At 66.8% G+C, this 23,677-nt stretch carries 23 protein-coding genes; 7 read left to right on the forward strand and 16 right to left on the reverse strand.

What is annotated here, in order from left to right; translation table 11 throughout:
* Positions 1–127 precede the first annotated feature (127 nt).
* The 5 genes from mutM to coaD all read right to left on the reverse strand — a co-directional run bounded on the left by mutM (position 128) and on the right by coaD (position 3,409).
* Entirely contained in the window at positions 128–1,087 is a 960-nt protein-coding gene (mutM, locus tag ACUYM2_RS11085; protein WP_481600103.1) for a bifunctional DNA-formamidopyrimidine glycosylase/DNA-(apurinic or apyrimidinic site) lyase, read from the reverse strand.
* 9 nt (positions 1,088–1,096) lie between these two features.
* Entirely contained in the window at positions 1,097–1,861 is a 765-nt protein-coding gene (gene rnc, locus ACUYM2_RS11090; protein WP_481600104.1) for a ribonuclease III, read from the reverse strand.
* A gap of 21 nt (positions 1,862–1,882) precedes the next feature.
* On the reverse strand, positions 1,883–2,086 hold the full coding sequence (gene rpmF / locus ACUYM2_RS11095) for a 50S ribosomal protein L32 (RefSeq protein ID WP_056738282.1): 204 nt from the start codon (positions 2,084–2,086) through the stop codon (positions 1,883–1,885).
* Positions 2,087–2,122: 36 nt separating this feature from the next.
* Positions 2,123–2,647 (reverse strand): YceD family protein, encoded by a 525-nt coding sequence (locus ACUYM2_RS11100; RefSeq protein WP_146337283.1) that lies wholly within the window; start codon positions 2,645–2,647, stop codon positions 2,123–2,125.
* A 261-nt stretch (positions 2,648–2,908) separates the two neighbouring features.
* Positions 2,909–3,409, reverse strand: a complete 501-nt coding sequence (gene coaD / locus ACUYM2_RS11105; RefSeq protein WP_481600105.1) for a pantetheine-phosphate adenylyltransferase — start codon at positions 3,407–3,409, stop codon at positions 2,909–2,911.
* Between the two features lie 48 nt (positions 3,410–3,457).
* Here coaD and ACUYM2_RS11110 point away from each other — a divergent pair, with 48 nt between their 5' ends.
* The 3 genes from ACUYM2_RS11110 to ACUYM2_RS11120 are packed head-to-tail and all read left to right on the forward strand — an operon-like array spanning position 3,458 to position 6,317.
* Positions 3,458–4,327: an SDR family NAD(P)-dependent oxidoreductase gene (locus ACUYM2_RS11110; RefSeq protein WP_481600106.1), complete on the forward strand. Its 870-nt coding sequence runs from the start codon at positions 3,458–3,460 to the stop codon at positions 4,325–4,327.
* On the forward strand, positions 4,324–5,532 hold the full coding sequence (locus ACUYM2_RS11115) for an aminotransferase class I/II-fold pyridoxal phosphate-dependent enzyme (protein WP_481600107.1): 1,209 nt from the start codon (positions 4,324–4,326) through the stop codon (positions 5,530–5,532). Before ACUYM2_RS11110 ends, ACUYM2_RS11115 begins: the two co-directional genes overlap by 4 nt.
* Positions 5,529–6,317, forward strand: coding sequence for a spermidine synthase (locus tag ACUYM2_RS11120; RefSeq protein WP_481600108.1), 789 nt, complete (start codon positions 5,529–5,531; stop codon positions 6,315–6,317). Before ACUYM2_RS11115 ends, ACUYM2_RS11120 begins: the two co-directional genes overlap by 4 nt.
* 19 nt (positions 6,318–6,336) lie before the next feature.
* Here ACUYM2_RS11120 and ACUYM2_RS11125 read toward each other — a convergent pair whose 3' ends face one another.
* Positions 6,337–6,828 carry a MarR family winged helix-turn-helix transcriptional regulator gene (locus ACUYM2_RS11125; RefSeq protein WP_481600109.1) on the reverse strand — a complete coding sequence of 164 codons (492 nt, stop codon included), beginning with the start codon at positions 6,826–6,828 and terminating at the stop codon, positions 6,337–6,339.
* Positions 6,829–7,042: 214 nt separating this feature from the next.
* On the opposite strand from ACUYM2_RS11125, the gene ACUYM2_RS11130 reads away from it, so the two are divergent.
* Together ACUYM2_RS11130 and ACUYM2_RS11135 are read left to right on the forward strand one after the other, a co-directional pair.
* The gene (locus tag ACUYM2_RS11130) at positions 7,043–8,020 is read left to right on the forward strand and encodes an ABC transporter substrate-binding protein (protein WP_481600110.1); all 978 of its coding nucleotides are present in this window, start codon (positions 7,043–7,045) and stop codon (positions 8,018–8,020) included.
* A 164-nt stretch (positions 8,021–8,184) separates the two neighbouring features.
* The gene (locus tag ACUYM2_RS11135; protein ID WP_481600111.1) at positions 8,185–8,637 is read left to right on the forward strand and encodes a DUF421 domain-containing protein; all 453 of its coding nucleotides are present in this window, start codon (positions 8,185–8,187) and stop codon (positions 8,635–8,637) included.
* Positions 8,638–8,721: 84 nt separating this feature from the next.
* Here ACUYM2_RS11135 and ACUYM2_RS11140 read toward each other — a convergent pair whose 3' ends face one another.
* Genes ACUYM2_RS11140 through ACUYM2_RS11160 form a run of 5 tightly spaced genes read right to left on the reverse strand, consistent with a single transcriptional unit; the run spans position 8,722 to position 14,449 of the window.
* Positions 8,722–9,417, reverse strand: a complete 696-nt coding sequence (locus ACUYM2_RS11140; protein WP_481600112.1) for a ZIP family metal transporter — start codon at positions 9,415–9,417, stop codon at positions 8,722–8,724.
* Between the two features lie 44 nt (positions 9,418–9,461).
* The gene (gene rsmD / locus ACUYM2_RS11145; RefSeq protein WP_481600113.1) at positions 9,462–10,073 is read right to left on the reverse strand and encodes a 16S rRNA (guanine(966)-N(2))-methyltransferase RsmD; all 612 of its coding nucleotides are present in this window, start codon (positions 10,071–10,073) and stop codon (positions 9,462–9,464) included.
* A gap of 57 nt (positions 10,074–10,130) precedes the next feature.
* The gene (locus ACUYM2_RS11150) at positions 10,131–12,341 is read right to left on the reverse strand and encodes an ATP-dependent DNA helicase RecG (RefSeq protein WP_481600114.1); all 2,211 of its coding nucleotides are present in this window, start codon (positions 12,339–12,341) and stop codon (positions 10,131–10,133) included.
* Positions 12,331–13,407, reverse strand: coding sequence for a DAK2 domain-containing protein (locus ACUYM2_RS11155; RefSeq protein WP_481601472.1), 1,077 nt, complete (start codon positions 13,405–13,407; stop codon positions 12,331–12,333). Before ACUYM2_RS11155 ends, ACUYM2_RS11150 begins: the two co-directional genes overlap by 11 nt.
* Positions 13,408–13,429: 22 nt before the next feature.
* Complete coding sequence (locus ACUYM2_RS11160; RefSeq protein ID WP_481601473.1) at positions 13,430–14,449, reverse strand: thiamine-phosphate kinase; 1,020 nt, start codon at positions 14,447–14,449, stop codon at positions 13,430–13,432.
* Between the two features lie 171 nt (positions 14,450–14,620).
* On the opposite strand from ACUYM2_RS11160, the gene ACUYM2_RS11165 reads away from it, so the two are divergent.
* The gene (locus tag ACUYM2_RS11165; RefSeq protein ID WP_481600115.1) at positions 14,621–15,202 is read left to right on the forward strand and encodes a YdcF family protein; all 582 of its coding nucleotides are present in this window, start codon (positions 14,621–14,623) and stop codon (positions 15,200–15,202) included.
* Between the two features lie 54 nt (positions 15,203–15,256).
* Here the strand turns inward: ACUYM2_RS11165 and ACUYM2_RS11170 are convergent, their stop codons facing one another.
* Positions 15,257–16,669, reverse strand: coding sequence for a sugar nucleotide-binding protein (locus ACUYM2_RS11170; RefSeq protein ID WP_481600116.1), 1,413 nt, complete (start codon positions 16,667–16,669; stop codon positions 15,257–15,259).
* 3 nt (positions 16,670–16,672) lie between these two features.
* On the reverse strand, positions 16,673–17,671 hold the full coding sequence (gene rfbB, locus ACUYM2_RS11175; protein ID WP_481600117.1) for a dTDP-glucose 4,6-dehydratase: 999 nt from the start codon (positions 17,669–17,671) through the stop codon (positions 16,673–16,675).
* A gap of 67 nt (positions 17,672–17,738) precedes the next feature.
* On the opposite strand from rfbB, the gene rfbA reads away from it, so the two are divergent.
* Positions 17,739–18,737: a glucose-1-phosphate thymidylyltransferase RfbA gene (gene rfbA / locus ACUYM2_RS11180; RefSeq protein ID WP_481600118.1), complete on the forward strand. Its 999-nt coding sequence runs from the start codon at positions 17,739–17,741 to the stop codon at positions 18,735–18,737.
* A gap of 1,469 nt (positions 18,738–20,206) precedes the next feature.
* On the opposite strand, the gene ACUYM2_RS11185 is transcribed toward rfbA, so the two are convergent.
* The 3 genes from ACUYM2_RS11185 to ACUYM2_RS11195 form a co-directional block, all read right to left on the reverse strand.
* A complete protein-coding gene (locus tag ACUYM2_RS11185) occupies positions 20,207–21,475 on the reverse strand; it encodes a glycosyltransferase family 4 protein (RefSeq protein ID WP_481600119.1) in 1,269 nt (422 codons plus the stop codon).
* Between the two features lies 1 nt (position 21,476).
* Positions 21,477–21,692 (reverse strand): hypothetical protein, encoded by a 216-nt coding sequence (locus tag ACUYM2_RS11190; RefSeq protein ID WP_481600120.1) that lies wholly within the window; start codon positions 21,690–21,692, stop codon positions 21,477–21,479.
* 602 nt (positions 21,693–22,294) lie between these two features.
* Entirely contained in the window at positions 22,295–23,335 is a 1,041-nt protein-coding gene (locus ACUYM2_RS11195; RefSeq protein WP_481600121.1) for an LCP family protein, read from the reverse strand.
* Positions 23,336–23,677 lie beyond the last annotated feature (342 nt).

The following is a 23,677-nucleotide window of genomic DNA, read 5'->3' on the forward strand; positions in this document are numbered from 1 at the left end:
AGCGACGCCCGCCCGCCCGCGTCGATTGCTCCGTAACCGCCCTTATCGGACCTGAAAACGGCGGTTATGGAGCAATCGACGGGACGAACGGGGACGGAAGCGAGGGCCGGCAGGTTTCCGGTTGCCTTTACCAGCGCCCGTTCCGCGGGCGCGGCTGGCAAACGGGGCAGGTGTAGGAGGAGCGGTTCATGAACTGCTCGCGTTTCATCACGCTCACGATGCCCGCCGCCGCGCAGCGCCGGCATTCCTCGCCTTCGCGGCCGTAGGCGTTGAGGGACCGCTCGAAGTATCCGGACGCGCCGTTGACGTTGACGTAGAGGGAATCGAAGCTGGTTCCTCCGGCAGCAAGGGCGTCCGTCATGACCTGCCGGGCTGCATCGAGCACGCGCAGGGCCTCGGACCGGCGGAGGGTGTCCGTGGGCCGGGCGTAGTGGAGCTTGGCCAGCCAGAGCGCCTCGTCCGCGTAGATGTTCCCGATCCCGGACACCAGGGCCTGGTCCAGCAGCGCCCGCTTGAGGCCGGTCTTGCGTGCCCGGAGCCGCTGGTAGAACAGGTCAAAGGAAAAATGCGGGTCCAACGGGTCCCGGGCAATGTGGGCGGCTTCTTCGGCGATCAGCGGCAGCGGCGTCTCCGCGAGGCCGCCGGCCTGGCCGTCGAGGGTGGGGATCAGGGACGTGAGGAACAGGCCGCCGAAGATCCGCTGGTCTACGAACCGCAGCTGTTCGGGCATGCCCGCCGCGGGGCTCAGCCGCAGCCGGATCTTCAGGTGCTTCTCGTCCGCCACAGCGGAGTCCTGCATCAGGAGCTGGCCGGACATCCCCAGGTGCGCCATCAGCGCGACGGCGGGGGCCGGGGCTGCGGTGCCCGGTGCGGCGGGCGTGTCCGCCAGCGGAAGCCACAGGAATTTTCCGCGGCGCACGACGTCGAGGACCCGGGCGCCTTCCAGGTTGCCGGCGAAGTCCTCGGCGCCGAGCGCGTGGCGCCGGATGGAGCGCGGATCCAGCACGTCCACGGAGGTGATGGTCCGGCCGCGCACCCAGTTCACCAGGCCGCGCCGGACGACTTCCACCTCGGGCAGTTCGGGCAAAGGAGGCGCCTAGCTGCCGGTCTGGGACTTGAGCGGCGTGGCGGCCCCGGCCGCCGCGTCAGCGGCGTCGGGCGCGTCACCGGAAGCCGCAGGAGCGGGCGCGGAGAGCCGGCGCCAGGCGTCGGCGGCCGCTTCCTGCTCGGCTTCCTTCTTGGAGTTGCCCGAACCGGTCCCGTAGTCGTTGCCGCCGATCCGCAATACGGCTTCGAACGTCCGCGCGTGGTCCGGGCCGGAGCCCTCCACGGCGTAGTTGATCGTGCCGAGCTGGCGGCTCGCGGCGAGCTCCTGGATGCTGGTCTTCCAGTCGGTGCCGGCGCCGAGCGCGGCCGCGTCCTCGAGCAGCGGGCCGACCAGGCGCATGACCAGCCGGCGCGCGGTTTCCAGGTCGTTGGACAGATAGGTCGCGCCAATCAGCGCTTCCATGGTGTCCGCGAGGATGGAGGCCTTGTTCTTGCCCTCGGTTAGCTTTTCGCCCTGGCCGAGGTAGATGTACTCCCCCAGCCCAATGCTGCGGCCGATGCCGGCCAGCGCCCGGGTGCTCACGACGGCGGACCGGCGCTTGGCCAGGTCCCCTTCGGGCAGGTCGGGGTTGTCGCGGTACAGCGCATCAGTGACGGAGAAGCCCAGGATGGAGTCACCCAGGAACTCAAGCCGTTCATTGGTGGGGATGCCGCCGTTTTCGTAGGCGTAGGAACGGTGTGTCAGAGCAAGACGAAGCGTCCCGGCGTCAATAGAGACACCGAGACGCTTCAGAAGCTCTTCAGTTGAAGACATCTTAGTCAGCCTGTTGGCGGATTAGACGTCTGCGACCTTGCGGCCCTTGTACTCAAGGAACAGCGCGGTGCCAGCCGAGTCGGTAACGACCTTTGCCTGGTGCGGCAGGCTGTAAACAACCTGTCCGTTTTCCACGGTCTTCACCAGGTGGGGGGCGGTTGCCTTCCACTGGGAGCGGCGGGCGCGGGTATTCGAGCGAGACATTTTCCGCTTCGGGACAGCCACGGCTAACTCATTTCTCTCTAGTCCAACACTTACAAATCAGTTTTGCCGGTCAGGCTTAGCCAGATCAGCTAGGGCAGCCCAGCGAGGATCTACGACCTCGTGGTGGTGCCCCGGCTCGTCTTCCAGGCGAACTCCGCATTCGGAGCAAAGGCCCTGGCAGTCTTCCCGGCACACCGGCTGGAACGGCAGCATAGTGACAACTGCGTCCCGCAACACCGGCTCAAGATCGATCAGATCGTGCTCGACTCGACGTTGCTCTTGTTCGTCTTCTTCGTCCGGGAATTCAGCATCCCCGTAGAAGAAAAGTTCTTGCACATTGACCTCAAGGTCATACGCAAGGGGATCCAGGCATCGACCGCATTCGCCAGTTACTTCGACGTTCGCGGTACCTGATACCAGAATTCCTTCGTGTACGGCCTCCAAGCGCAGATCCAGCTCGACATCCGAGCCTTCCTGCACACCAATGAGCGCCACACCAAGGTCACTCGGTGCGGGTACATGTTCCGTCAGTGTCCGCATGCTTCCCGGACTGCGTCCGAGGTCCTTGACGTCGAACGCCAAGGGCGAACTAGCATCTCGTTTAATGAGAACTCCTGTTGAACATATGACCGACGTACCATCTTAGCCTGAACTTCCGGACGGACTCAAACCGGCGTCAGCGCGCAGTTATGCACCGCGCACCGGCCCGGTGAGGGCCGCGCAACCGGCAGCAGGCCGCCGAGTACCGATCAAGCTTACCCTCCGCGCGGCGTTTCCTGGTCCGGCTCGCCGGCCCGGTGAGGGCCGCGCAACCGGCAGCAGGCCGCCGAGTACCGATCAAGCTTACCCTCCGCGCGGCGTTTCCTGGTCCGGCTCGCCGGCCCGGAGGCGTTTCAGCACGGACTTCGGCACGAAATCGGAGACATCGCCGCCGAGGGTGAAGACTTCCTTTATCAGGGTGGAGGACAGGTGCAGGTAGTGGCCTTCGGCCGGAATGAACACCGTTTCAACGCCGGTCAGCTGCCGGTTCATGGTGGCCATCGGCAGCTCGTAGTCGAAGTCGGAGGAGGAGCGCAGGCCTTTGACGATCGCGTTGGCACCGCGCTGCCGGCAGTACTCGGCGAGCAGCCCCTCGCCCACGGGTTCCACCACGATGCCGCGGAGCGACGCCAGGGTCTCCCGGGCCATGTCGAGGCGTTCCTCGAGCCCGAAGCGGTACTTCTTGGCGTAGTTGGTGGACACCGCCACGATGACCTCGTCGAAAAGGCCGGCCGCCCGGGCAATGACTTCCAGGTGGCCGTTGTGTATAGGGTCAAAGGAGCCAGGGCATACGGCGCGTCTCATGCTCCGAACCTACCCCATCGGTCTTGCGCGCCGGGATAGCATGGCGGAATGTCAGCATCTAACAATTCCGCGCCCGCGCCGTTCACCGTCTCCGGAGGCACCGTCCTTGTGACCGGCGCAGCCATGGGCATGGGCCGGCTGTACGCGCTGCGCGCCGCGCGCGAGGGCGCCGCCGTCGTTATCCTCTGGGACGTCGACGCCGACGGCCTGGCCCGGACGGCCGGCGAGGTCACCGCGCTCGGAGCGCGCGCCGTCGTCCGCCGCGTGGACCTGGCCAGCCGGGAGGCGATCGCGGAGGCAGCGCAGGAGGCGGCGTCCGAGGGCCCGCTGACCCTGCTGGTCAACAACGCCGGGATCGTGCGCGGCGCCCTGTTCTGGGACCACGATCCGGCGCGGGACATCGCACTGACCATGGACATCAACGCCCTCGCCCCGATGTACGTCACCCATGCCTTCCTGCCGGCCATGATGGCCGACGGCGGCCGGCCCCGCCGGATCCTGAACATCGCTTCCGCCGCCGGCACCGTCTCCAACCCGCGGATGAGCGTCTACGCCGCTTCCAAGTGGGCGGTCATCGGCTGGAGCGACTCGCTGCGGCTGGAACTCGAACAGCAGGGCTACGGCCACCTCAAGGTCACGACGTTCTGCCCCAGCTACATCTCCACCGGCATGTTCGCCGGCGCCCGGGGCCCGCTGTTCACTCCCCTGATGACCCCGGACGACGCCGTCAACCGCGCCTGGCGCGCCACGGCCGCCGGCCAGCCGCAACTGATTGCCCCGGCGACGGCGCAGTTGGGCAAGGTGCTGCGCGGGCTGCTGCCGGTCCGGGCCTGGGACTTCGTGGGCGGGAAGATCTTCGGCATCTACACCACCATGGACAAGTTCACCGGGCGGTCCGACAAGGCGGAAACCCGGTGAGCGGGCAGCCGCTTGCCCCCTGGCAGCGCGCCGCCACCGGGGCCAACCTGCTATCCCCCGGCGGGGACCTGGGCGTCACCATCTTCGAGGAGATGACCACGCTGGCGCTGAGCACCGGCGCCATCAACCTCGGCCAGGGCTTCCCGGATGAGGACGGCCCGGCGGAGATCAAGGACGCCGCCCAGGCCGCCATCGCTGCCGGCGCCAACCAGTACGCCCCCGGAAAGGGCATCCTGGAGCTGCGGGAGGCCATTTCCCTCCACCAGGAGCGGTTTTACGGCCTGACCCCGGATCCGCAGACCGAAATCATCGTCACCACCGGCGCCACGGAGGCCATCGCGGCTGCGCTGCTGGCCCTGGTGGGACCCGGCGACGAGGTCCTCACCTTCGAGCCGTTCTACGACTCCTACGGCGCCATCATCGGGCTTTCCGGCGCCCGGCACGTCACCGCGCCGCTGTTGGCTCCCGACTTCATGCCTGACCTCGATGCACTGGCGGCGGCGTTCAGCGACCGCACCAAGGTGGTGCTGGTAAACAACCCGCACAACCCCACCGGGGCGGTGTTCCCGCGCGAGATCCTGGAACGCGTCGTCGAACTCGCTGCCAGGCACGACGCCGTGATCATCACCGACGAGGTCTACGAGCACCTCACCTTCGGCGTGGAGCATCTGCCGATCGCGACGCTGCCCGGAGCGGCCGGGCGCACCCTGACCATTTCGTCCGCCGGAAAGACCTTTTCCTTTACCGGGTGGAAGGTCGGCTGGCTCAGCGGCCCCGAACACCTCGTGGCCGCGGCGAGGACGGTCAAGCAGTTCCTCAGCTACAGCTCCGGAACCCCGTTCCAGAGCGCCATTGCGGTGGGGCTGGGCCTGCCCGACGAGTTCTACGCCGGCATCGCCGACACGCTGCGGCTCAAGCGCGACATCCTCAGCGAGGGGCTGCGCGCGGCGGGGCTGGAGGTCTTCACCCCGCAGGGCACCTACTTCGTGAACGTGGACACCGCTCCGCTGGGCATTTCCGACGCGCTGGACCTGGCGCGCCGGCTGCCCGCACTGGTGGGCGTCGCCGCCATCCCGGTCCCGGTCTTCTGCCACCCGAAGGGCGCCGAGCGGACCCGCAGCCTGCTCCGCTTCGCGTTCTGCAAGCGGACCCACGTCCTGGAGGAAGCCGCCGAACGGCTCGCCACCCTCCGGTACGTCCTGTGAGCACGGACGGCGCCCCGTCGGCCACCCGCTTCCTACGGACCACCGGCCAGCACGCCGTGATCGAGCCCGATGAGTTCACCGAGGGCGGGTTTGTGCTGAGCATCGGCGGGGCCGAGCAGTCCCACGTCAACCTGGCCGAGCCCGATGACATCTTCTACGAATACCTGCGCCGGATCGGCCACGTGGTGGACCTCGCGGCGCCGTGGGGCGAACCCATCACCGCCCTGCACCTGGGCGCCGGTGCGCTGACGTTGGCGCGCTACATTCAGGCCACGCGGCCCGGTTCCGTGCAGTACGCCGTGGAGCTGGAGCGGGAACTGCTGGATTTCGTGCTGCAGCAGCTGCCGATGCCGGAGGGGACACGGCTGCACACGGTGATCGGCGACGCCCGCGAGTCGCTGGCCGCGCTGCCGGCGGAGCTGCGTTTCGACGTCGTGATCCTGGACATTTTCTCCGGGCCGGCGGCGCCGGAGCATCTTGCCTGCACCGAGTTCTACCGGGAGGCCGCGGCCCGGCTGACCTCCCGCGGTGTCCTGGTCATCAACGTCGGCGACGAGCCGGGCCTGACCCTGGTGCGCAGCCAGGTGGCCGCGCTGCGCCGGGCGATGGCCGATGTGGCCGCGTTCGCCGAGACCGGCATGTTCGCCGGCCGGCACCCCGGCAACATTATCCTGGCCGGCACGCAGGGTCCGTGGCCCGAGGCTTGGACGGCGGCACTGACGGCCCGCGGCCCGCACCCGGCGAAGGTGCTCTCCGGTGTCGAGCTGGACATGCTCTCGGCCTAGGCGCAGGCCCGCACCGGCCTCAGCCGAAGGCGATCTTGCGCAGCAGGACGCGGAGCTGATCCCGTTCGGGGCCGTCGAGCGCGGCCAAGGAGGTATTCTCGGCTCTCCGGACAGCTGCCGCGGCCTGGTGATACAGCTCCGTCCCGGCCGCCGTCGGGCGGATGACCTTGGAGCGGCGGTCGCGGGAATCGGCCGCACGGGAGACCAGCCCACGCTGTTCCAGCGCGTCAACCAAGGCGACAATCTGGCTGGGATCCAGGCGCAGGAAGTCTGCGAGCTCGCGCTGCGAGGGCTCCGAGCCGCCGCAAACCACTGCCAGGACCGAGTAGGAGCGCACCTTCAGATCGAGTGGGGCCAGCATGGCATTCGCGTGGGCGCTGCCCAGCGACCGGGCCCGCGCCGCCAGGAATTCAATCTCGTCCGCCAGCCCGCCTGCGAGAAGGCGGTCCGGGACGGCCGCAATGGCGACGCTTTCCCCGGGGTTCCCTACGTACTGGGTTGATTCGGCCACAGGTCCTCGCAGCTTCCGGTTGGCTCCTCAGAGCGCTTGACAGCCTCAACGATACCGCTGGCCACCGGCCCGTGGTGGATAGTTGAAAAAATTATCATTGACAATCTCAATTATATGGGTTGTCATTTACATACCTTCGGGGCTGCCCGTCAAGATGTTTGCCCGGCAAGGTGCCCTGATCGTCTGATAACTCACCCCAAGGAAGTGGACTGTTATGAAGAGACTCACATTTGCCGCCGTTGGAGTGGCCGCGGCGCTGCTGCTCACCGGCTGCGGCGGCGGGTCGCCGTCCGGATCCACGTCGTCCGCCCCGGCCGCCGGAGGCGACGGCATGCGCAACATCAGCGTCGGTGTGATCTCGATTGCCCCGTCCGCTGCCATGAAGCTGGGCATTGACGAGGGCGTCTTTGCCAAGCACAAGCTGAACGTCGAGCTGCAAAGCGGCCAGGGCGGGGCGGCGATGCTTCCCGCCGTCTCCACCGGAACGATGAACTTCGCCGTGGGGAACCCGCTGTCCGTGCTCCTGGCCAAGAACAAGGGCCTGGACATGCGCATCGTCTCCGGCTATTCGAACTCCCTGGCCACCGGCAAGGACATCAATGGCGTCGTCGCCAAGGCCAACTCCGGCATTGCCTCGGCCAAGGACCTTGCCGGCAAGAAGGTGGCGGTCAACACCATCAACGCGCAGGGAGACCTGACCATCAAGGAGGTCGTGTCCAAGCAGGGCGGCGACCCGAACGCGGTCAAGTTCCTCGAACTGCCGTTTCAGGACATGGGGGCACAGCTGGCCCAGGGTAACGTCGACGCTGTCTGGGTCCCCGAGCCATTCCTCTCCAAGCTCCTGGGCGAAGGCAACAAGCTGGTGACGTACAACAACCAGGAGGCGCTGCCGGGCCTGCCCACGCTGGTGACCTTCACCAGCGGCAGCTACGCCCAGCAGAACCCGCAGGTGGTTGCCGACTTCAAGGCCGCCATGACGGAGACCCTGGCCATGGCGCAGAGCAACCCGGACAAGGTTCGGGCGCTGCTGCCTGAGTTTATGAAGATGCCGGAGGCGGTGGCCTCGAAGCTGCGGCTGGAGCACTTCGACGGCACGGTGAACGAACCCGTCTTGGGCAAGCTCGGCGAGCTGATGGCCAAATACGGCATTGTGCCCTCGACGCCGGACGTGTCGGGCACCATCCTGAAATAGCGGCTCCCGGGCAGTAAGGAGGGGACGACGGCGGGAGGATCCGCCGTCGTCCCTTGCCGTGTGCCCGGACTCGTACCGGCGGGACTACAGTGTCGGTACGGCCCCAGGCGCGGGCGGCTTCCTTGGCGGACGTTGGCGCCCTTGAGCGAAGGAGCATAAACGGCATGTGGTTTGATTCGTGGGCGGACATCCTCCGCGTCCTCATTGTGGGTTCCGTGTCCTACGCCGCCCTGGTGCTTGTGCTGCGGGTCTCGGGCAAGAGGACACTGGGGCAGCTGAACGCCTTCGATTTTATTGTCACCGTTGCCCTGGGCTCCACGCTTGCCACCATCCTGCTCAGTTCCGATGTGGCCTTCTTCGAGGGGCTCAGTGCGCTGGTACTGCTGGCGGGACTTCAATTCGTCGTCGCGTTGGCGTCCGCGCATCTGTCCTGGGTGCGGTCCGCTGTGAAGTCCACGCCGGTGGCGCTGGTTGTCTCCGGGGAAATACAGTACAGCCAGCTGCGCAGGAACCGACTGAGCGAGTCCGAGGTGCTGCAGGCGGTGCGCGGCAGCGGTCCGGCGACCTCTCGGGTATTGCAGCGGTGGTCCTCGAAACCAACGGGACCATCAGCGTGATTCCGAAGAACAACCTCGGGAACGGCTCGGCGCTCGACGGAGTCCTCGGCGCTCCCGGCCCGGAAGCCCATGGCTGAATAGCGGTCAGCCCAACTGGTCAAGGCCGATCGCGAGGACCAGTCCCAATGCAGTGGCGATTCCAGCCATGTACTTATCCTCTTTGAAGGCCTTCGGGAAGACCTCGGTGGCGAGCGAGGCGGTGACCGCGCCGCCGGCTACGCACCGAATCAATCCAAGGGCCGGATCCGGGACTCCCGCCAGGAGGAGGTTGCCGGCCAGGGCTGCAGCGGAGAGCAGCGCTGCGGTGGCGATCCAGAGCCCCAGAACCTTGGGCTTGGAGTGGTTCTTAGCCATTTGCCGGGCGCCACCGGCGGCTTCGGGGAGATTCGAGAGGAAGATCGACCCGGAGAGTGAAGCGACCTGCAGCGGATTGGCGCCGATCAGCGCTACGCCGAGGGCCAGGTTTTCGGGGATCCCGTCGAGGGTGATGGCCGCCAGGAGACCGCCGCCGCTGTCGGACCCCAGCTTGGTTTTCACGATTTTGTCGAGTCCAGCGAACGCGCCGGCGCCGACCAGGACACACCCGGCGACCGCCCACATCGGCGCGACGTCGGTGGCGGGCTCAATGAGTTCGAGCACCGCGGACACGATGAGGGCGCCTCCGGCGAGGGCCACGATAAAGCCTTCAAGCGCCTTCGGTAATTTGCCGTACACGCCCCAAGCGGCACCGGCCACCAGTGCGGCGGAGACAACTACGATCACGACAATGGTCAAGAACACGATGATCCTCTCTCAAATCGGTCCGGGGTCCGTGGCGTGGGGGTCTAGTCCCCCGCCGCGCCGGCGCTGTCAGCGTCGTCCCCGGCCTCCACGCCGGGTTCGGCGAACCAGAGCCGGGTCTCGCCGTACTTCTTCTCCGCGAACCGTTCCAGGCCCTCCGGCCAGGTGGGTTCCGGGGTGCGGGCGGAGCGTTCCACCACGACGACGGCGCCCTCGGCCAGGTGCGGGCGCAGCTTGGCCAGCACCGCGGCCAGCGCCGCCTCGTCCAGCGGGTAGGGCGGGTCCAGGAACACGAGGTCCCAGCGGGTCGTCTCGGCGGTCCGGTCCAGGTACGGCTCGACCTTGGAGCGGTGCACGGAGACCACCTTGCTCCGGGCCACGGTATTGACCAGGTCCGCGTTGCGCTGGCAGACCTCGCTGGCCTTGCCGTCGGATTCCACGAGGTCCACGGTGAGGGCGCCGCGGCTGGCGCTTTCCACCCCGAGCGATCCGGAGCCTGCGTAGAGGTCCAGCACCCGGGCGTCGGCGATGACCTCGAAAGCGTCCAGCCGGGAGAACAGTGCCTCCTTGACCCGGTCCGTGGTGGGCCGGGTCAGGGATCCGGGCACGCTGACCAGGGGTGTGCCGCCGGCGGCGCCGGCGATGATCCGGCTCATCGCTGCCGCTCCCGTCCGGCCGTGGCCGCCGTGGTGCTGCTCGCTGCGCTGTGTGGGCTAGCCGCGTTCAAGGAACGCCTCCTTCTCGGGGTTGAGGTAGTCGTCGATCGCCGCGGCCAGGCCGGCGTGGCGGGCCAGGTCCGGGTCGGCGCCGACGATCGCCTGGGCGTCCTGCCGGGCGCGGGCGATGATGCCTTCGTGTTCCAGGACCCGCAGCAGTTTCAGGGTCGAGCGGCCGCCGGACTGGGAGGCGCCCAGGATGTCGCCTTCGCGGCGCAGCTTGAGGTCCTCCTGGCTGAGCTCGAAACCGTCCGTGGTGGCCGCCACCGCGTCCAGCCGGCGCCGGCTGGGATGCCCCGGCTCCAGGGTGGTGACCAGCAGGCAGGTGCCCGGCAGGCCGCCGCGGCCCACCCGGCCGCGGAGCTGGTGCAGCTGGGAGATGCCGAAACGGTCCGCGTCCAGGATGACCATCAGCGTGGCGTTGTGCACGTCCACGCCGACCTCGATCACGGTGGTGGACACCAGCAGTTTGGTCTGGTTCGCAGTGAAGGAGGCCATGGTCTCGGACTTCAGGGCCGGATCCTGCCGGCCGTGCAGCGGCGCCACCGGGACGCCGGCGAGCGCCGGTTCGTCGCGCAGGAGTTCGACGACGCCGGTGACCGAGGCGAGCTCCCGGGGGGCGGTCTCGGCAAGGTCGGCGTCGGTGGGCTCGGCTTCCCCGGGGCTGAAGTCGCCGTCGTCGTCGGTGCCGATTTTGGGGCAGACGACGTAGACCTGGTGGCCGGCGTCGATCTCCTCGCGCGAGCGGGACCAGATCCGGGTGGCCCAGGCCGGGTGTTCGGCGAGGCCCACCACGTGGGTGGAGATCGGGGCGCGGCCGGCCGGCAGTTCGTCCAGCACGGAGGTTTCCAGGTCGCCGAACACGGTCATGGCCACGGTCCGCGGGATGGGGGTGGCGGTCATGACCAGCAGGTGCGGCGGCTTGCTGGCTTTGGCCCGGAGCGCGTCGCGCTGCTCGACGCCGAAGCGGTGCTGTTCGTCCACCACGATCAGGCCGAGGTCGTAGAAGGAGACGTTCTCGCTGAGCAGGGCGTGGGTGCCGATCACGATTCCGGCGGTTCCGGAGGCGGCGTCCAGCATGGCCTGTTTCCGGGCGGCGGTGGGCATGGAGCCGGTCAGCAGCGTGACCTGGACCGAATCCGGGCCGAGGCCGCCGAGCAGCCCGTCGCGGGAGAGCGGTCCCAGGGTGCGGCGGATGGAGTCGAAGTGCTGCGCGGCGAGTACCTCGGTGGGGGCCAGCAGCGCCGCCTGTCCCCCGGCGTCGACCACCTGCAGCATGGCGCGCAGGGCCACGATCGTCTTGCCCGAGCCCACCTCGCCCTGCAGCAGCCGGTTCATCGGCGAGTCCAGCGCCAGTTCCTCGGCGAGGGTTTTCCCGACGGCGGCCTGGCCGGCGGTCAGCGTGAAGGGCAGCTGCCGGTCGAACGCCGCCAGCAGCGCGTTGGGCACCGGACGGCGTGCCGTGGCCTCCTCGGCCGCCAGCTGGGCGCGGCGCCGGGCCAGGGCCGATTGCAGCACCAGGGCTTCCTGGTAGCGGAAGCGGTCCCGGGCCCGCTGCCAGTCAGGCTGGGTGTGCGGGACGTGGATCAGCCGGTAGGCGTCCGCGACGGGGAGGAACTTTTCCCGGGCGGCGATCCCGGCGGGCAGCGGGTCGTCCAGGCCGTCCAGCTCGGCGGTCTCCAGCAGGGTGGCGACCACCTTCTGGATGGACCAGCTGGTCAGCTTCGCGGTGGCCGGGTACACCGGGACGGGCATGGCCGCGAGCTGCTCCGGGTCCATGCCGGGGATGTCCGGGTCTTCGTCGAGCAGCTGGTACTGGGGGTTGGTCAGGCCCAGCGAGCCGCCGTAGCGGGTCACCTTCCCGGAGAACAGGGCGCGCCGGCCCGGCAGCAGTTCGGCCTTGGCGCGGTAGGCGTTGAAGAAGCTGACCTTGAGGGTGCCGGCGCCGTCGGTGATCACGACGTCGGTCAGCGTCCCCTTGCGGGCGCGCATGGACCGGGTGCTGCTGGAGAGCACCCGCGCGATCAGGGTGACTTCCTCGTCCAGCGGGACTTCGCTGATGGGGGTCAGCTCGCCGCGGTTCAGGTAGCGGCGCGGGAAGTAGTTCAGCAGCCCGCCGACGGTGGTGATACCCAGGTGCTTCTCAATGACGGCCGCGGAGCGCTTGCCGATCCGGCGGTCCAGGCCCAGTTCCAGTTCAGCGTTCATGTCCGTCGGGGTCCGTGCTGCGGGGCTGCGCGCCGGGAACTGCTTCCACGGGAAGAGAATCGGGGTTCCGCGGGAGGGCAAGGTCGCTGACGCTGATGTCGGAGGGTTCGCCGAGCGAGCGGATCAGCTCGACGGCGGGGGCGGGGTCGGGCACGTGGACGTGCACCCGCCACCGGTAGGCGCCGTCGGCGTCGGCGTCGCCGCCCACCTGGCTCATGATGACGGACTCGCCCATCTCATCGAGCCGCTGCCGCATGGTGGCCGCGTCCAGCGGCGAGAGCGTGATGGTGCACATGACCTCCACCCCGTCGTCGCGGGGCATGTCCGCGTGGATGTGCGGGTCCTGGACGTCGTAGCCGTGCAGGCCGTCCAGCAGCTGGTCCTGGAGTTCCTCGCCCAGCACGGCCGAGCGCAGGCAGTCCAAAATCAGGAGCATCCCGACGCCCCCGGCGTCCACCACGTGGGCGGTGTGCAGGGCTTCGAGCTGGTCCTCGGTGTGCACCACGGCGGCCAGTGCCGCTTCCACCGCGGCGTCGAGCGCAAGGCCCAGGGTGTGGTTGCTGTCGTCGCCGTCGTGCTCGGCGTCGACGGCGGCGGCGGCGCGGGCTGCCGCTTCCATGACGGAGAGCATGGTGCCGGGGACGGGGTCGCTCAGCGCGGACCAGGCCCGGATCTGGGCGCGGTTGAGGGCGGCCGCGAGCAGGGGTGAGCTGAGCCGGGGGTGCCCGGCTAATGGTTCTGCGGCCGCGCAGAGGAACACGGCGAAAAGCGTGCCCGAGTTGCCCCGCGCCTGTTCGATCGCGGCCTGGCCGGCCCGGGCCAGGACCGCTCCGACGTCGTTCTGCGCCGGGTCCGGCGGGCCCACCACGTGCAGTTGCGTGTCGGCCAGCTGCGGCAGGGCGGCGGTGTCGGTGGCGACGTCCTGGAGCGCCCGGGCGGCGGCGCGCACGGTGAGGTAGAGGTTGGTCCCGGTGTCGCCGTCGGCCACGGGAAAGATGTTGATGGCGTTCAGGCGGTCGCTGTGGTTCCCGAGCGTTGTTTCCGCCTTGCCCAACCACCGCTTCATCGCTTGCGCGTTGGCGGCAATCTTAGTCTGCAAAGTGATCCCATCCCACAGTGTCAGCGGGCCTGCCCGCTATGGTGACGCCTGTGCTGTTTGTTGGTGCAGAGGCCTCTACCGAGCCTATCGCAGTGAACCCGTGCGGCAGCTGAACGCCCGGCGGGAAGGTGGCGAGCAGGCTGTGGTCCTCGCCGCCGCCCAGCACCCAGTCAAACGGGTCCGCGCCCAGCAGGGCCGCGGCCGGCTGCAGCGGCGCGGCGAGTTCCTTGAGCGCGGCCGGGTCCAGGTCCAGCACGGCGTGGCTGGCCGCGGCCATCCGCGCGCCGTCCCGGACCAGGCCATCGGAGATGTCCATCAGGGCCGTGGCACCGCCGTCCCGGGCCAGCGGACCGGCATCAAGCGGGGGCAGGGGGCGGCACTGCGTGTCCATCAGCGAGCGCTGTTCGGCGGTGAGGGTGTGGACGGGGTTGCTGGATTCCAGCAGGGCCAGGCCGGCGGCGGCGCGTCCGACGGTGCCGGCGAGCGCCAGGGTGTCCCCCGGCCGGGCGCCGGAGCGCAGCACCGGGGCCTGCCCGTCAAGGGTGCCGAGGATGGCGACGCTGACGGCGAGTTCGCGCCCGCGGCCGAGGTCCCCGCCGGCGACGGCGCAGTCGTCCGCGCCGAGCCCGCGGATCCCGGCGCTCATCCCGTCGGCGAAGTCCTCCACCCAGGACACGAGGGTTTCCGGGGGCATGGTCAGGCTGACGACCATGGAGGTGGCGCGGGCGCCCATGGCGTTGATGTCGCTGAGGTTCTGGGCGGCGGCCTTCCAGCCGACGTCGTAGCCGGAGGTGCGGTAGCCGTTGTTCCACTGAAGCCGGAAGTCCTGGTCCGCCACCTGCGTATCGATGCTTACCACGGTGCGTCCGTCCGGTGCGGCCACGATCGCGGCGTCGTCGCCGGGGCCCAGCAGCAGAGACCGGTTGCTCCCGCCGTGCAGCCGGGGGAAGATCCGGGCAAGGAGTTCCGACTCGGAGAGTCCGGCCACGGTCAGGGGGCCGGGGGTCATCGGTTCGGGGCTGTGGGGTTCAGGGGTCAGGGGTGCAGGCACAGCCCTACGCTATCGCGCGGGTGCGACAACGGGGGCCGGGCGGCCGCCGCGGCCGGCCACGGCGGTGCGCATAAGGGCAGGTCGGCGCCGCATTTCGTGGTTGGCAGGGCACGTGCGAAACTCTTAGGCATGCCCCGACTGCTGCCCGCCCTACCACGCGCGTGGGCCCAGGGTCTGGCGTTCACCGCCGGGGCGGCGGTGCTTTGGCTGATCATCGCCATCCAACTGTTCGTCAACGTGGACCCTTTGAGCGTGCACCGCACGGACGCCGTCATCATGCTGGGCGGGGCCAGCTCCGAACGCCTGCCGGTGGCACAGCGGGTCCAGCAGGAACTCGGCGCCCCGGTCCTGGTGCTCTCCCACACGGACACACCCGGGAACAAGGTGGCGGACGAAAAATGCAACACCGCACAGTTCCCCAATTCGAGCCTGGTCTGTTTCCAGCCCGGTGAATACGACACCCGCGGCGAAGCGGAAGCGATCGGCAAACTCGTCAAGCTCAACGGGTGGAAGTCCATTACGGTCGTCACCTCCAGCTATCACGTCACCCGTGCCGGGCGGCTGATGGAGCAGTGCACGACGGCGGACGTCCAGATGGTGCCCTCGCACCCGGACTTCTCACCGGCACAGTGGCTGCGGCGCTTTGTCATCGAAACCGGCGGCCTGATCGATGTGTCACTGCGGCCCGAATGCCCGTCCGGCAACGGCTGAGACGGGGATTCGGGCCGATCGCCGGCCGAGGCTAGGCCTCGCCTGGCGCCGAGCTTACAGCCCCTTGCTGTACTCGCGGAGCCTCTCGTGGGCCGGTGCCGGCTCGAAGCCCGCGGCCGTGATCCGGCTCAGGTCCAGCACGCTGTTCTCCGGCCGCGGCGAGACAGTTTTCCCGCGGAAGTACTCTTCGGTGGAAACGCCGGTGACGGCGTCCCGCGGTTTGCCGACCAGTTCGTACACGTCGGCGGCGATGTCCGCCCAGGACTGCGGTTCCCCTGAGTTGCTGAGGTTATAGGTGCCGTAGGGCGAGCCCGTCTCGAGCAGGTGCCGGATCCCCGCGGCGATGTCCTGGGTGAAGCTCAGTCGCCCAATCTGGTCGTTGACCACCGAGGGTTCGATGCCGCGGGCCGCGAGGGAGGCCATGGTGCGGACAAAGTTGTTGCCGTCGCCAATGACCCAACTAGTGCGCACAATGTAGTGCCGGGGCACCACGCTGACGACGGCGTCGCCCGCGGCTTTGGTCTGGCCGTAAACACCCAGCGGCGAGACAAGCTCTGACTCCTCATGGGAGGCGCAGGTACCGTCGAACACGTAGTCGGAGGACACATGGACCAGCGTGAGGTCGTGCTCAACAGCGGTCCGGGCCAGCCGGGCGACGGCGGTGACGTTGATCGCCCAGGCGGCGGCGCGGCCTTCCGCCGACTCGGCGGCGTCCACCGCGGTGTAGGCTGCGGCGTTGATGACGGCGGAGTAGTTCTTCCAGTTGCGCACGCTGAACGAGTCCTCGCTGCCGAGATCAAACTCGGCGCGGCCAGCGAATTCCACGGACGCGTCGCCGTCGTACGCACTGCGCAGAGCCTTGCCAAGCTGGCCGTCGGCGCCAAGGACCAGGACCTTCTTCGGCGGCATCGGCGTGACGTCAGCCAGCCGCGGGTGCGCCTTGTCCTTGTCCGAGAGCTCGGCCTGCTCCAGCGGGACCGGCCAGCTGATGGCCGCGGTCTCGTCGGCAAGGTTCAGGAACGTGTACTGGCCCTGCGCGTCGGCGGACCAGTGGTCGTTGACCAGGTAGGTATAGGCGGTGTTGTCTTCCAGTGTCTGGAAGGCGTTTCCCACTCCGCGCGGAATGAAAATGGCCTGGCTGGGATCCAACTCGGCGGTGAAGACGGCGCCGAAGGACGGTCCCTCGCGCAGGTCCACCCAAGCGCCGAAAATCCGGCCGGTGGCTACTGAAACGAACTTGTCCCATGGTTCGGCGTGGATACCGCGGGTGGTGCCGGCGGACTCGTTGAACGAGATGTTGTTCTGCACGGGGCGGAAGTCCGGCAGGCCCAGCGCCAGCATCTTTTCCCTCTGCCAGTTCTCTTTGAACCAGCCCCGGTTGTCACCGTGGACGGGAAGGTCGTAGAGGACGACGCCGGGAATCGGGGTTTCGTGGGCGGTGAGCTTTTTCGAGAACTCGATCGACATGTCCTACTGGCCCTGTTCCTTGTATTTGGCTTCGGTGGCGGCTTTCTGCGGACGCCACCAGTCCTCGTTGTCCCGGTACCAGGCGATGGTGTCTTCGATGCCTGCCTCGAAGTTGGAGAACTGTGGTTCCCAGCCGAGTTCGTCGCGCAGCTTGGCGGAGTCGATCGCGTACCGCAGGTCGTGGCCGGGCCGGTCCACCACGTGGTCGTAGGCGTCCGGGGTCTCCCCCATGTGCTTGAGGATCAGCTCGACGACGTCCTTGTTATTCTTCTCGCCGTCGGCGCCAATCAGGTAGGTCTCGCCAATCCGGCCCTTGGCAATGATCGCCAGGACGGCGGACGAGTGGTCATTGGCGTGGATCCAGTCGCGGACGTTTTCGCCCTTGCCGTACAGCTTGGGGCGGATGCCGTCGATCACGTTGGTGATCTGGCGCGGGATGAACTTCTCCACGTGCTGGTACGGGCCGTAGTTGTTCGAGCAGTTGCTGATGGTCGCCTGCAGGCCGAAGGACCGCACCCAGGCCCGGACCAGCAGGTCTGAGCCGGCCTTTGTGGAGGAATACGGGCTGGAGGGGTTGTACGGGGTGTCCTCGGTGAACCGCTCGGGGTCGTCGAGTTCCAGGTCGCCGTAGACCTCATCGGTGGAGATGTGGTGGAAACGCTTGTTGTGCTTGCGCGCGGCTTCGATCAGGGTGTATGTGCCGACGATGTTCGTGTCCAGGAACGGGCGCGGGTCGTGCAGCGAGTTGTCATTGTGCGATTCGGCGGCGTAATGAACCACGACGTCGGCGTCCGCGACCAGGGCGTCCACCACGGCGGCGTCGCAAATGTCGCCCTGCACGAACCGGAAGCGCTCCTCCGGCAGGCCTTTGAGGGATTCCAGGTTGCCGGCGTAGCTGAGCTTGTCCAGGACCGTGACATGGTCGTCGGTGTTTTTCATGACGTAATGGACAAAGTTCGAGCCGATGAAGCCGGCGCCGCCGGTGACAAGGAGTTTCTGCATCCGTACAGCCTAACGCGCGGGAAGAGCCGGTTTGCTGGCGGACAAATTGCAGGCAATGATAAAGCCCATGCGTGGAATAATCCTGGCCGGCGGTACCGGCTCCCGACTGCACCCAATCACTCTTGGCTCAAGCAAGCAGCTGGTGCCGGTCTATGACAAGCCGATGATTTACTACCCGCTCTCCACGCTGATCCTGGCCGGCATCCGCGACATCCTCATCATCACCACCCCGCACGACGCCGACCAGTTCCAGCGTCTGCTTGGCGACGGCAGCAAGTTCGGGGTGAACATCACCTACAAACAGCAGCCCAGTCCCGACGGGCTGGCCCAAGCCTTCATCCTGGGCGAGGAGCATATCGGCAACGAGCCGGTGGCGCTGGTCCTCGGGGACAACATTTTCTACGGACAGGGCATGGGCACCCAGCTCCGTCGCTTCGAGAACATCGAAGGCGGCGCGGTGTTCGGCTACTGGGTCTCAGATCCGGGTGCATACGGCGTCGTCGAGTTCGACGAGAACGGCAAGGCCATCTCGCTTGAGGAAAAGCCGCTCCAACCCCGCAGCAACTACGCAGTTCCCGGCTTGTACTTTTACGACAACAACGTCATAGAGATAGCCAAGAACCTCAAGCCGTCTCCCCGCGGTGAGCTCGAAATCACAGACGTTAACCGCGTCTACCTGGACCGGGGCGAACTCCACGTGGAGATCCTGCCTCGCGGCACTGCCTGGCTTGATACCGGCACGTTCGATTCGCTGAACGACGCTTCGAACTTCATCCGCACGGTGGAGCACCGACAGGGCCTCAAGATCGGCGCTCCGGAAGAAATCGCCTGGCGCTTGGGATTCCTTACCGATGGCGAACTCTACGAGCGCGCTGCGCCGCTGGTCAAGAGCGGCTATGGCGCCTACCTCCTGGGCCTGCTCGAAGACTTACCGAGTAACCGTTGGCTAGCCACGACTGAAATAGAGAGGATTGGAAGCTCCCCAAATGTTGGTAACTTTCACCATGTAGTAGCTTCCCCGGGCGATGCTGATGCTGCCCACGTTCGCGTCGATTCCTTGGAGTAGCGGGTTTCCGCCCCGCTGCTGGCCGAGTTGCGGGTTGTACCCTGTTCCGACCACGGTTTTGGACTGCACCTGGCCGTTGGTGGCCGTCCAGCGCAGGTTGATGGTCGCACCCCTCAGGTTGAACCCCGTTATCAGCAGTGCGCCTGACGCCGGTTTCAGAGCGCTGTCCGTAATGATGGGCGTCGTCCTCCCGGCCTGTAGCCGCCGCGCCAGGGGCGTCCACCTACCTGTGGAGGTGTAGTACGTATCCCACATGAAGGAAATGACCTTCTTCGGAGCGTTTGCCATTTGCTGGAATTGCCGGTCGATGCGGCCCTAGTGGTTTGGCCGCGCGGGTTTACATCACACGGGTTCGTTCCATTGGCCGGCGCCATGCCCTCTATGTTTGCCCACAGAGTGGCTCCGGTTCCCGCTACACCGGCGGCGGCAGCGAGGAAATAATCCCTATTGGGAGCCAGATATTTCGTGCCCCAGGTGCCAGGACCAACGATTGCCGCCGCGTACTGGTCAACCGGCGCATTTACCTCACTTCCGATATACGCTCCGCCCTTGCCCGTCCCCATCCCGTCCTGAACGGCGATCCTGAGACGGACCCCACTTGCGGTGAGGGCAATGCTTCTAGCCGCCACGCGGGCCTGGGCGGGCGTAACATGTCCCGGCCGGGCAGTACGAGCGTGGATATCAGGGCTGACGATGGCGCCGCGGGTTGGCATAAACCGCCGGATGGACTGGTTCTGTACCCGGTAGACAGACAGGACCGATCCAAAGATGGCGGCGTCGCTGAGGGGCATCTCTGTGGAGAGACCACGACGACGTCGTAGCGGTTGTTCGGGGCGGAGCACCCGGACCCTGTAGTCGGCAGACCGAAGACTGTGAACAGGTTGTTGTTATTCCGCAGGTCCTATCTCGCGGGCATCGCACCGCGGCAACGCCCCACGGGCTGGAGTCCGAGTAAATATAAACCCGGTTTAGCGGGGCGCCCCTCAGCGCCCGCGCACGCAGTCAGCCCCGGAGATCCGGCAGTCGGCCGGGACAGCAGCGAGGCTGGCTGGCGTCAGCCGCAAGCAGGGTGATGACGGTGTCCCCCCCGACCCCCTTGATGGCCCGCAATTTCTGGACATTAGCAGAATTACTGGCGCTTGCCCTCATGAAAAACCCGCCGACGGGATATAAAGTAGTCTCGGCCGCGAGGGTCGATGGCGGCCCCAGAGAGCTGAGCGGTAGTGCGATGAGGGTGGCAAGCAGCAGCTGCAACCGCGTGGCCGCCTTCTGGGAGCTTCTCAGCCGAGCCACTTCCCTAGCTGTCATGTCCGATCCTTGGCTTGCTGGGCTGAGACCGTGGACTTACCTAACAGGATGGCGCAGCGCATGCAAGAGTACAAGTGGCGCACTGTTTACCAGAAGCTGGGCCCTAGATGGGCCCCGCGGACAGGAGCGCTCAGGAAGCCGGGCGCGTCGGACCACTCCAGTTACCGGCGAGAGACCGCTGGTGTCTTTCTTACAAGCCCTGCGATAAGGTCCATGTACCTGCCCGCCAACAGCGCGTAGTCTGCATGCTCCTTCACCCACTGCCGGCTGGTCTCGTCCCGCACAAGCCGCGAGCGGTCCGCTGCCAGTTCGCGCCAAAGGCCAGCCACAGCTTCGGGGCCACTGGCCACAATGTCGCCCGCCTCGGCATCTTCAACGATTCGGGCGGCTTCGCCAATGACGATGGCGGTCACGTGACGGCCGAGGGACAGGACCTCGTAAGTCTTCGAAGGCACGGTCGTCTCGAACGACTTCCAGTCATCCCGGAGCGAAACGATGCAGGTGTCAGCCGACGCGTAGCGGTCCAAGACAGCCGAACCATGCAGGGACGGGTGGAAGGTCACCGGGGCGTTGAGCTCGCGCGCCAGCTTTTGGAGCGCCGGTTTCCGTGTTCCATCACCCACCAGATGCAGGTGCATGGCGTCCCCTACCAGTGCACTGGCGCGGATAATGACTTCCAGGTGCTGGCTGGCACCGTGGTTGCCGAGGTAAAGCGCCTCGAAGGTGTCTCGTTCCGGTTCCGGCGGCCCCAGGACCGGAATCGTGTCCACGTGCAGGCCGTTGCTGACTGTTGCAACGTTCTTGATTCCGCGCGAACGCAACGTTTGGGCAAATCCCTCGGTAACGGTGACTACAAGGTCCGCGCGATGCTGGATGAAATCGACCGCAAGTTCTACAACGCTCTTGACGCGTCCCTTCACCATGCGCGAGTCACGGGCAAGGTCCGGCCAGGCGTCACGCATTTCGACGATCAGCGGGACGCGCCGGATACGAGCCAGCAAGTACCCGGCGGCCAGGATCGGCAGGCTCGGCGCGGTGGCGATCACGACGTCAGGCCGGGGGGTAGAGAGCCCGATCGGCACTGACATGGCGGCCGAGAAGCAGTGATCGATGAAACGTGCCAGCTGTGAATTACCGTGCGGCAGGTACGGGACCCGGCGGATCAGCTCGGTGAACTGTCCTTGTTGCCGCCTGAAAGCGCGGCCCGCCACCTCGGGGGCGAGCTCGCGCCGGCCAGCCGGGGCGTGCGCAACGGGCGTAACCACGTCGATGTCCCAACCGGTGGTACAGAATTCCTTCAGCAGCGCCGTCCAACGGCGCTGGGGCGGGCTGCTCTCGGGCCAGTAAGAGTGCACCAGCAGGCTTACTCGTATGGGCCGGTTCGTTGGAATAAGAGTCTTCAAAGCATTTGAGCCGGCTCCCCGGGCCACGCTACTTACCGCCTTTGGAGATCACGCGACCTTTGGAGCCCATGGCGCGGAAGTACACCGCTCCGGCCGCCAACAAAATCAGGACGGTCAGCACTTGGACTCCGAGTGGGCTGCCTGTTGCGGCCGTCACCGCCGCCTGGATGACCGGGGATGACTGAATGACGGGGTCGGCCTGGTCCGGTTCAGGAGCGTTGGTCTTGGTGGGTGCTGCAGTCACTGCCACGGCCGAGGCGCGAGCCGAAGGAGTTGTCGTGGGCGTTGGAGTGGGTTCCTCAACGGCCGGTCCAACCTCCGCCGGCGGAACAGCCGGAACTTCCGGCGCGGGCACCTGAACCGCCGGCACCGGTGGCAGCACAATTGGTGCTGCAGGGGCTGGGCTCGCGGGCGGAGCGACCGGCACCACCGGGGCGGGCGCCTGCGACGACGGCACAGGGGCGGGTGCTGGGGCGGGCGCGGGGGCCGCAGGAGTTGTCGGAGCCGGTTCGGGGGCTGGTACCGACGGCACCGGGGCGGGATCGGAGGGCGCCGGTTCCAGGATCACGATGGGGTCAGTTGGAGGCGTGACAGCATCGTCTGCGACGGCGGGGGCCACACCAAAGCTGAGGGCGACGGCGACGGTTACGCCAAGCGCCGCCGCGCTGGTCCTGAGAGCAGTCCGGCGACCACCGCAACGTGATGTATTCAATGATCCCCCAGCAAAATCCGGTCCGGTACGTCGTAAGGTTCTTCGTCGCACTTTACGTCGGGGCCGCAATTCTTTAAACGGCACCGAGAGCATCCTACCGGTTCACAGACACTTCACCGAACATTGCCACGGAGTTATGAGCCGGAACCAATTGACGCGACGAAATCCGCGAGGGTGTCCCTGCGCAGCGCCTCAGCAACCTTGGCGATGGCGACATCGTCCCGCAAGACAATGGATTGTCCGTCCGCAGAGGTTCCGATTCCCGAGGTCGGCAAGGTAAAGCTGACCACGTCTGCAGCCCGGACATCACGCAGCCCCACCGCCAGCGAGGCCACCGCCGCCGCGTCCAGGGACTTGTCCACGCTGACGTACGGGGAGACGGTGTCCACCAAGCTGCTGATCTTGACCGGATTAGTCAATGTTTCCGCCGTAAGGAACTTGGACAGGAGAGCCTTCAGAAATAGTTGCTGATTCTTGACCCGCTGGTAGTCGCCGTCGCTGAACGCCTTGCGCTCACGCACAAAGGCGAGGGCCTCTTCGCCACTGAGCTGCTGCTTGCCGGCTTCGAAGGAGAAGCCTCGGGTGTTGAACGCCTGCGGCACATTGACGGTGACGCCGCCCAAGGCGTCGGTCATCGCCTTGAAGCCTTCAAAATCCACAACGGCAACATGGTCGATCCGGCTTTTGAACATCCCCTCCAGGGTCTGTACCACCAACGGGATGCCGCCCAACGCCATGGCAGCGTTCATCTTGGCCTCGCCGTGGCCGGGAATTTGCACCCAGGTGTCGCGCATCACGGACATCATGTAGATCTTTTTGCGGTCGGCGGGGATGTGGACCCACATCATGGTGTCGGAGCGTTGGTCCGACGCGCCGCCGGCCTCGGCTTCACCCAGCGCCGCGGCGCGGCTGTCACTGCCGAGCAACAACAGGTTCATGGCGCCCGTTTTCGTTTGGGCCGGTCGTGCAGATTCCTCGGGGAAAGACTGGTCGATCTTCTGGGATTTTGAGTTGAAGCTGTTCGCCAGGTTGAACGCGAAAATCCCCGCACCGACAGCTACGACAAGGAAGAACGCAACGAGGCCGAGAAGGACGTTGCGTGCGGTCTTTTTCCTTTTCGTCCGGGACCGCTGGACGTCCTCGTGCGGAGCCTGGTCTTCGGTGTACAAGGACATGGCGCATTCCCAACTCTTGAAGCGATCAGCAGTGCCTGCGGAGGTAAACAGTGTGGCCTATTCTCCCACGGGCATTGACGCAGGGCGGCGCGCTTCGTCCCTGCTGGCGGCGACGGCAGACGCTTTGATCGGCCGATCGGCGGACGGCAATGCGCAGCCAACCTTCAGTGATGCAAGAATTGATCTGGACGCGGTTGCCGTCCAGCTGAGCTTGCTGAAGGATCACCGACCCGACTAGATGCGAAGGAGAACGCTGTGGACCATTCCGAAGACAGCCCAGCGCTGGTCGCCGCACCGCGCCACCTTCGAAAGCGGTACCTTCGCGCAGAGGTAGCGGACAAT

This window comes from Arthrobacter sp. SD1074B, from assembly GCF_056780195.1.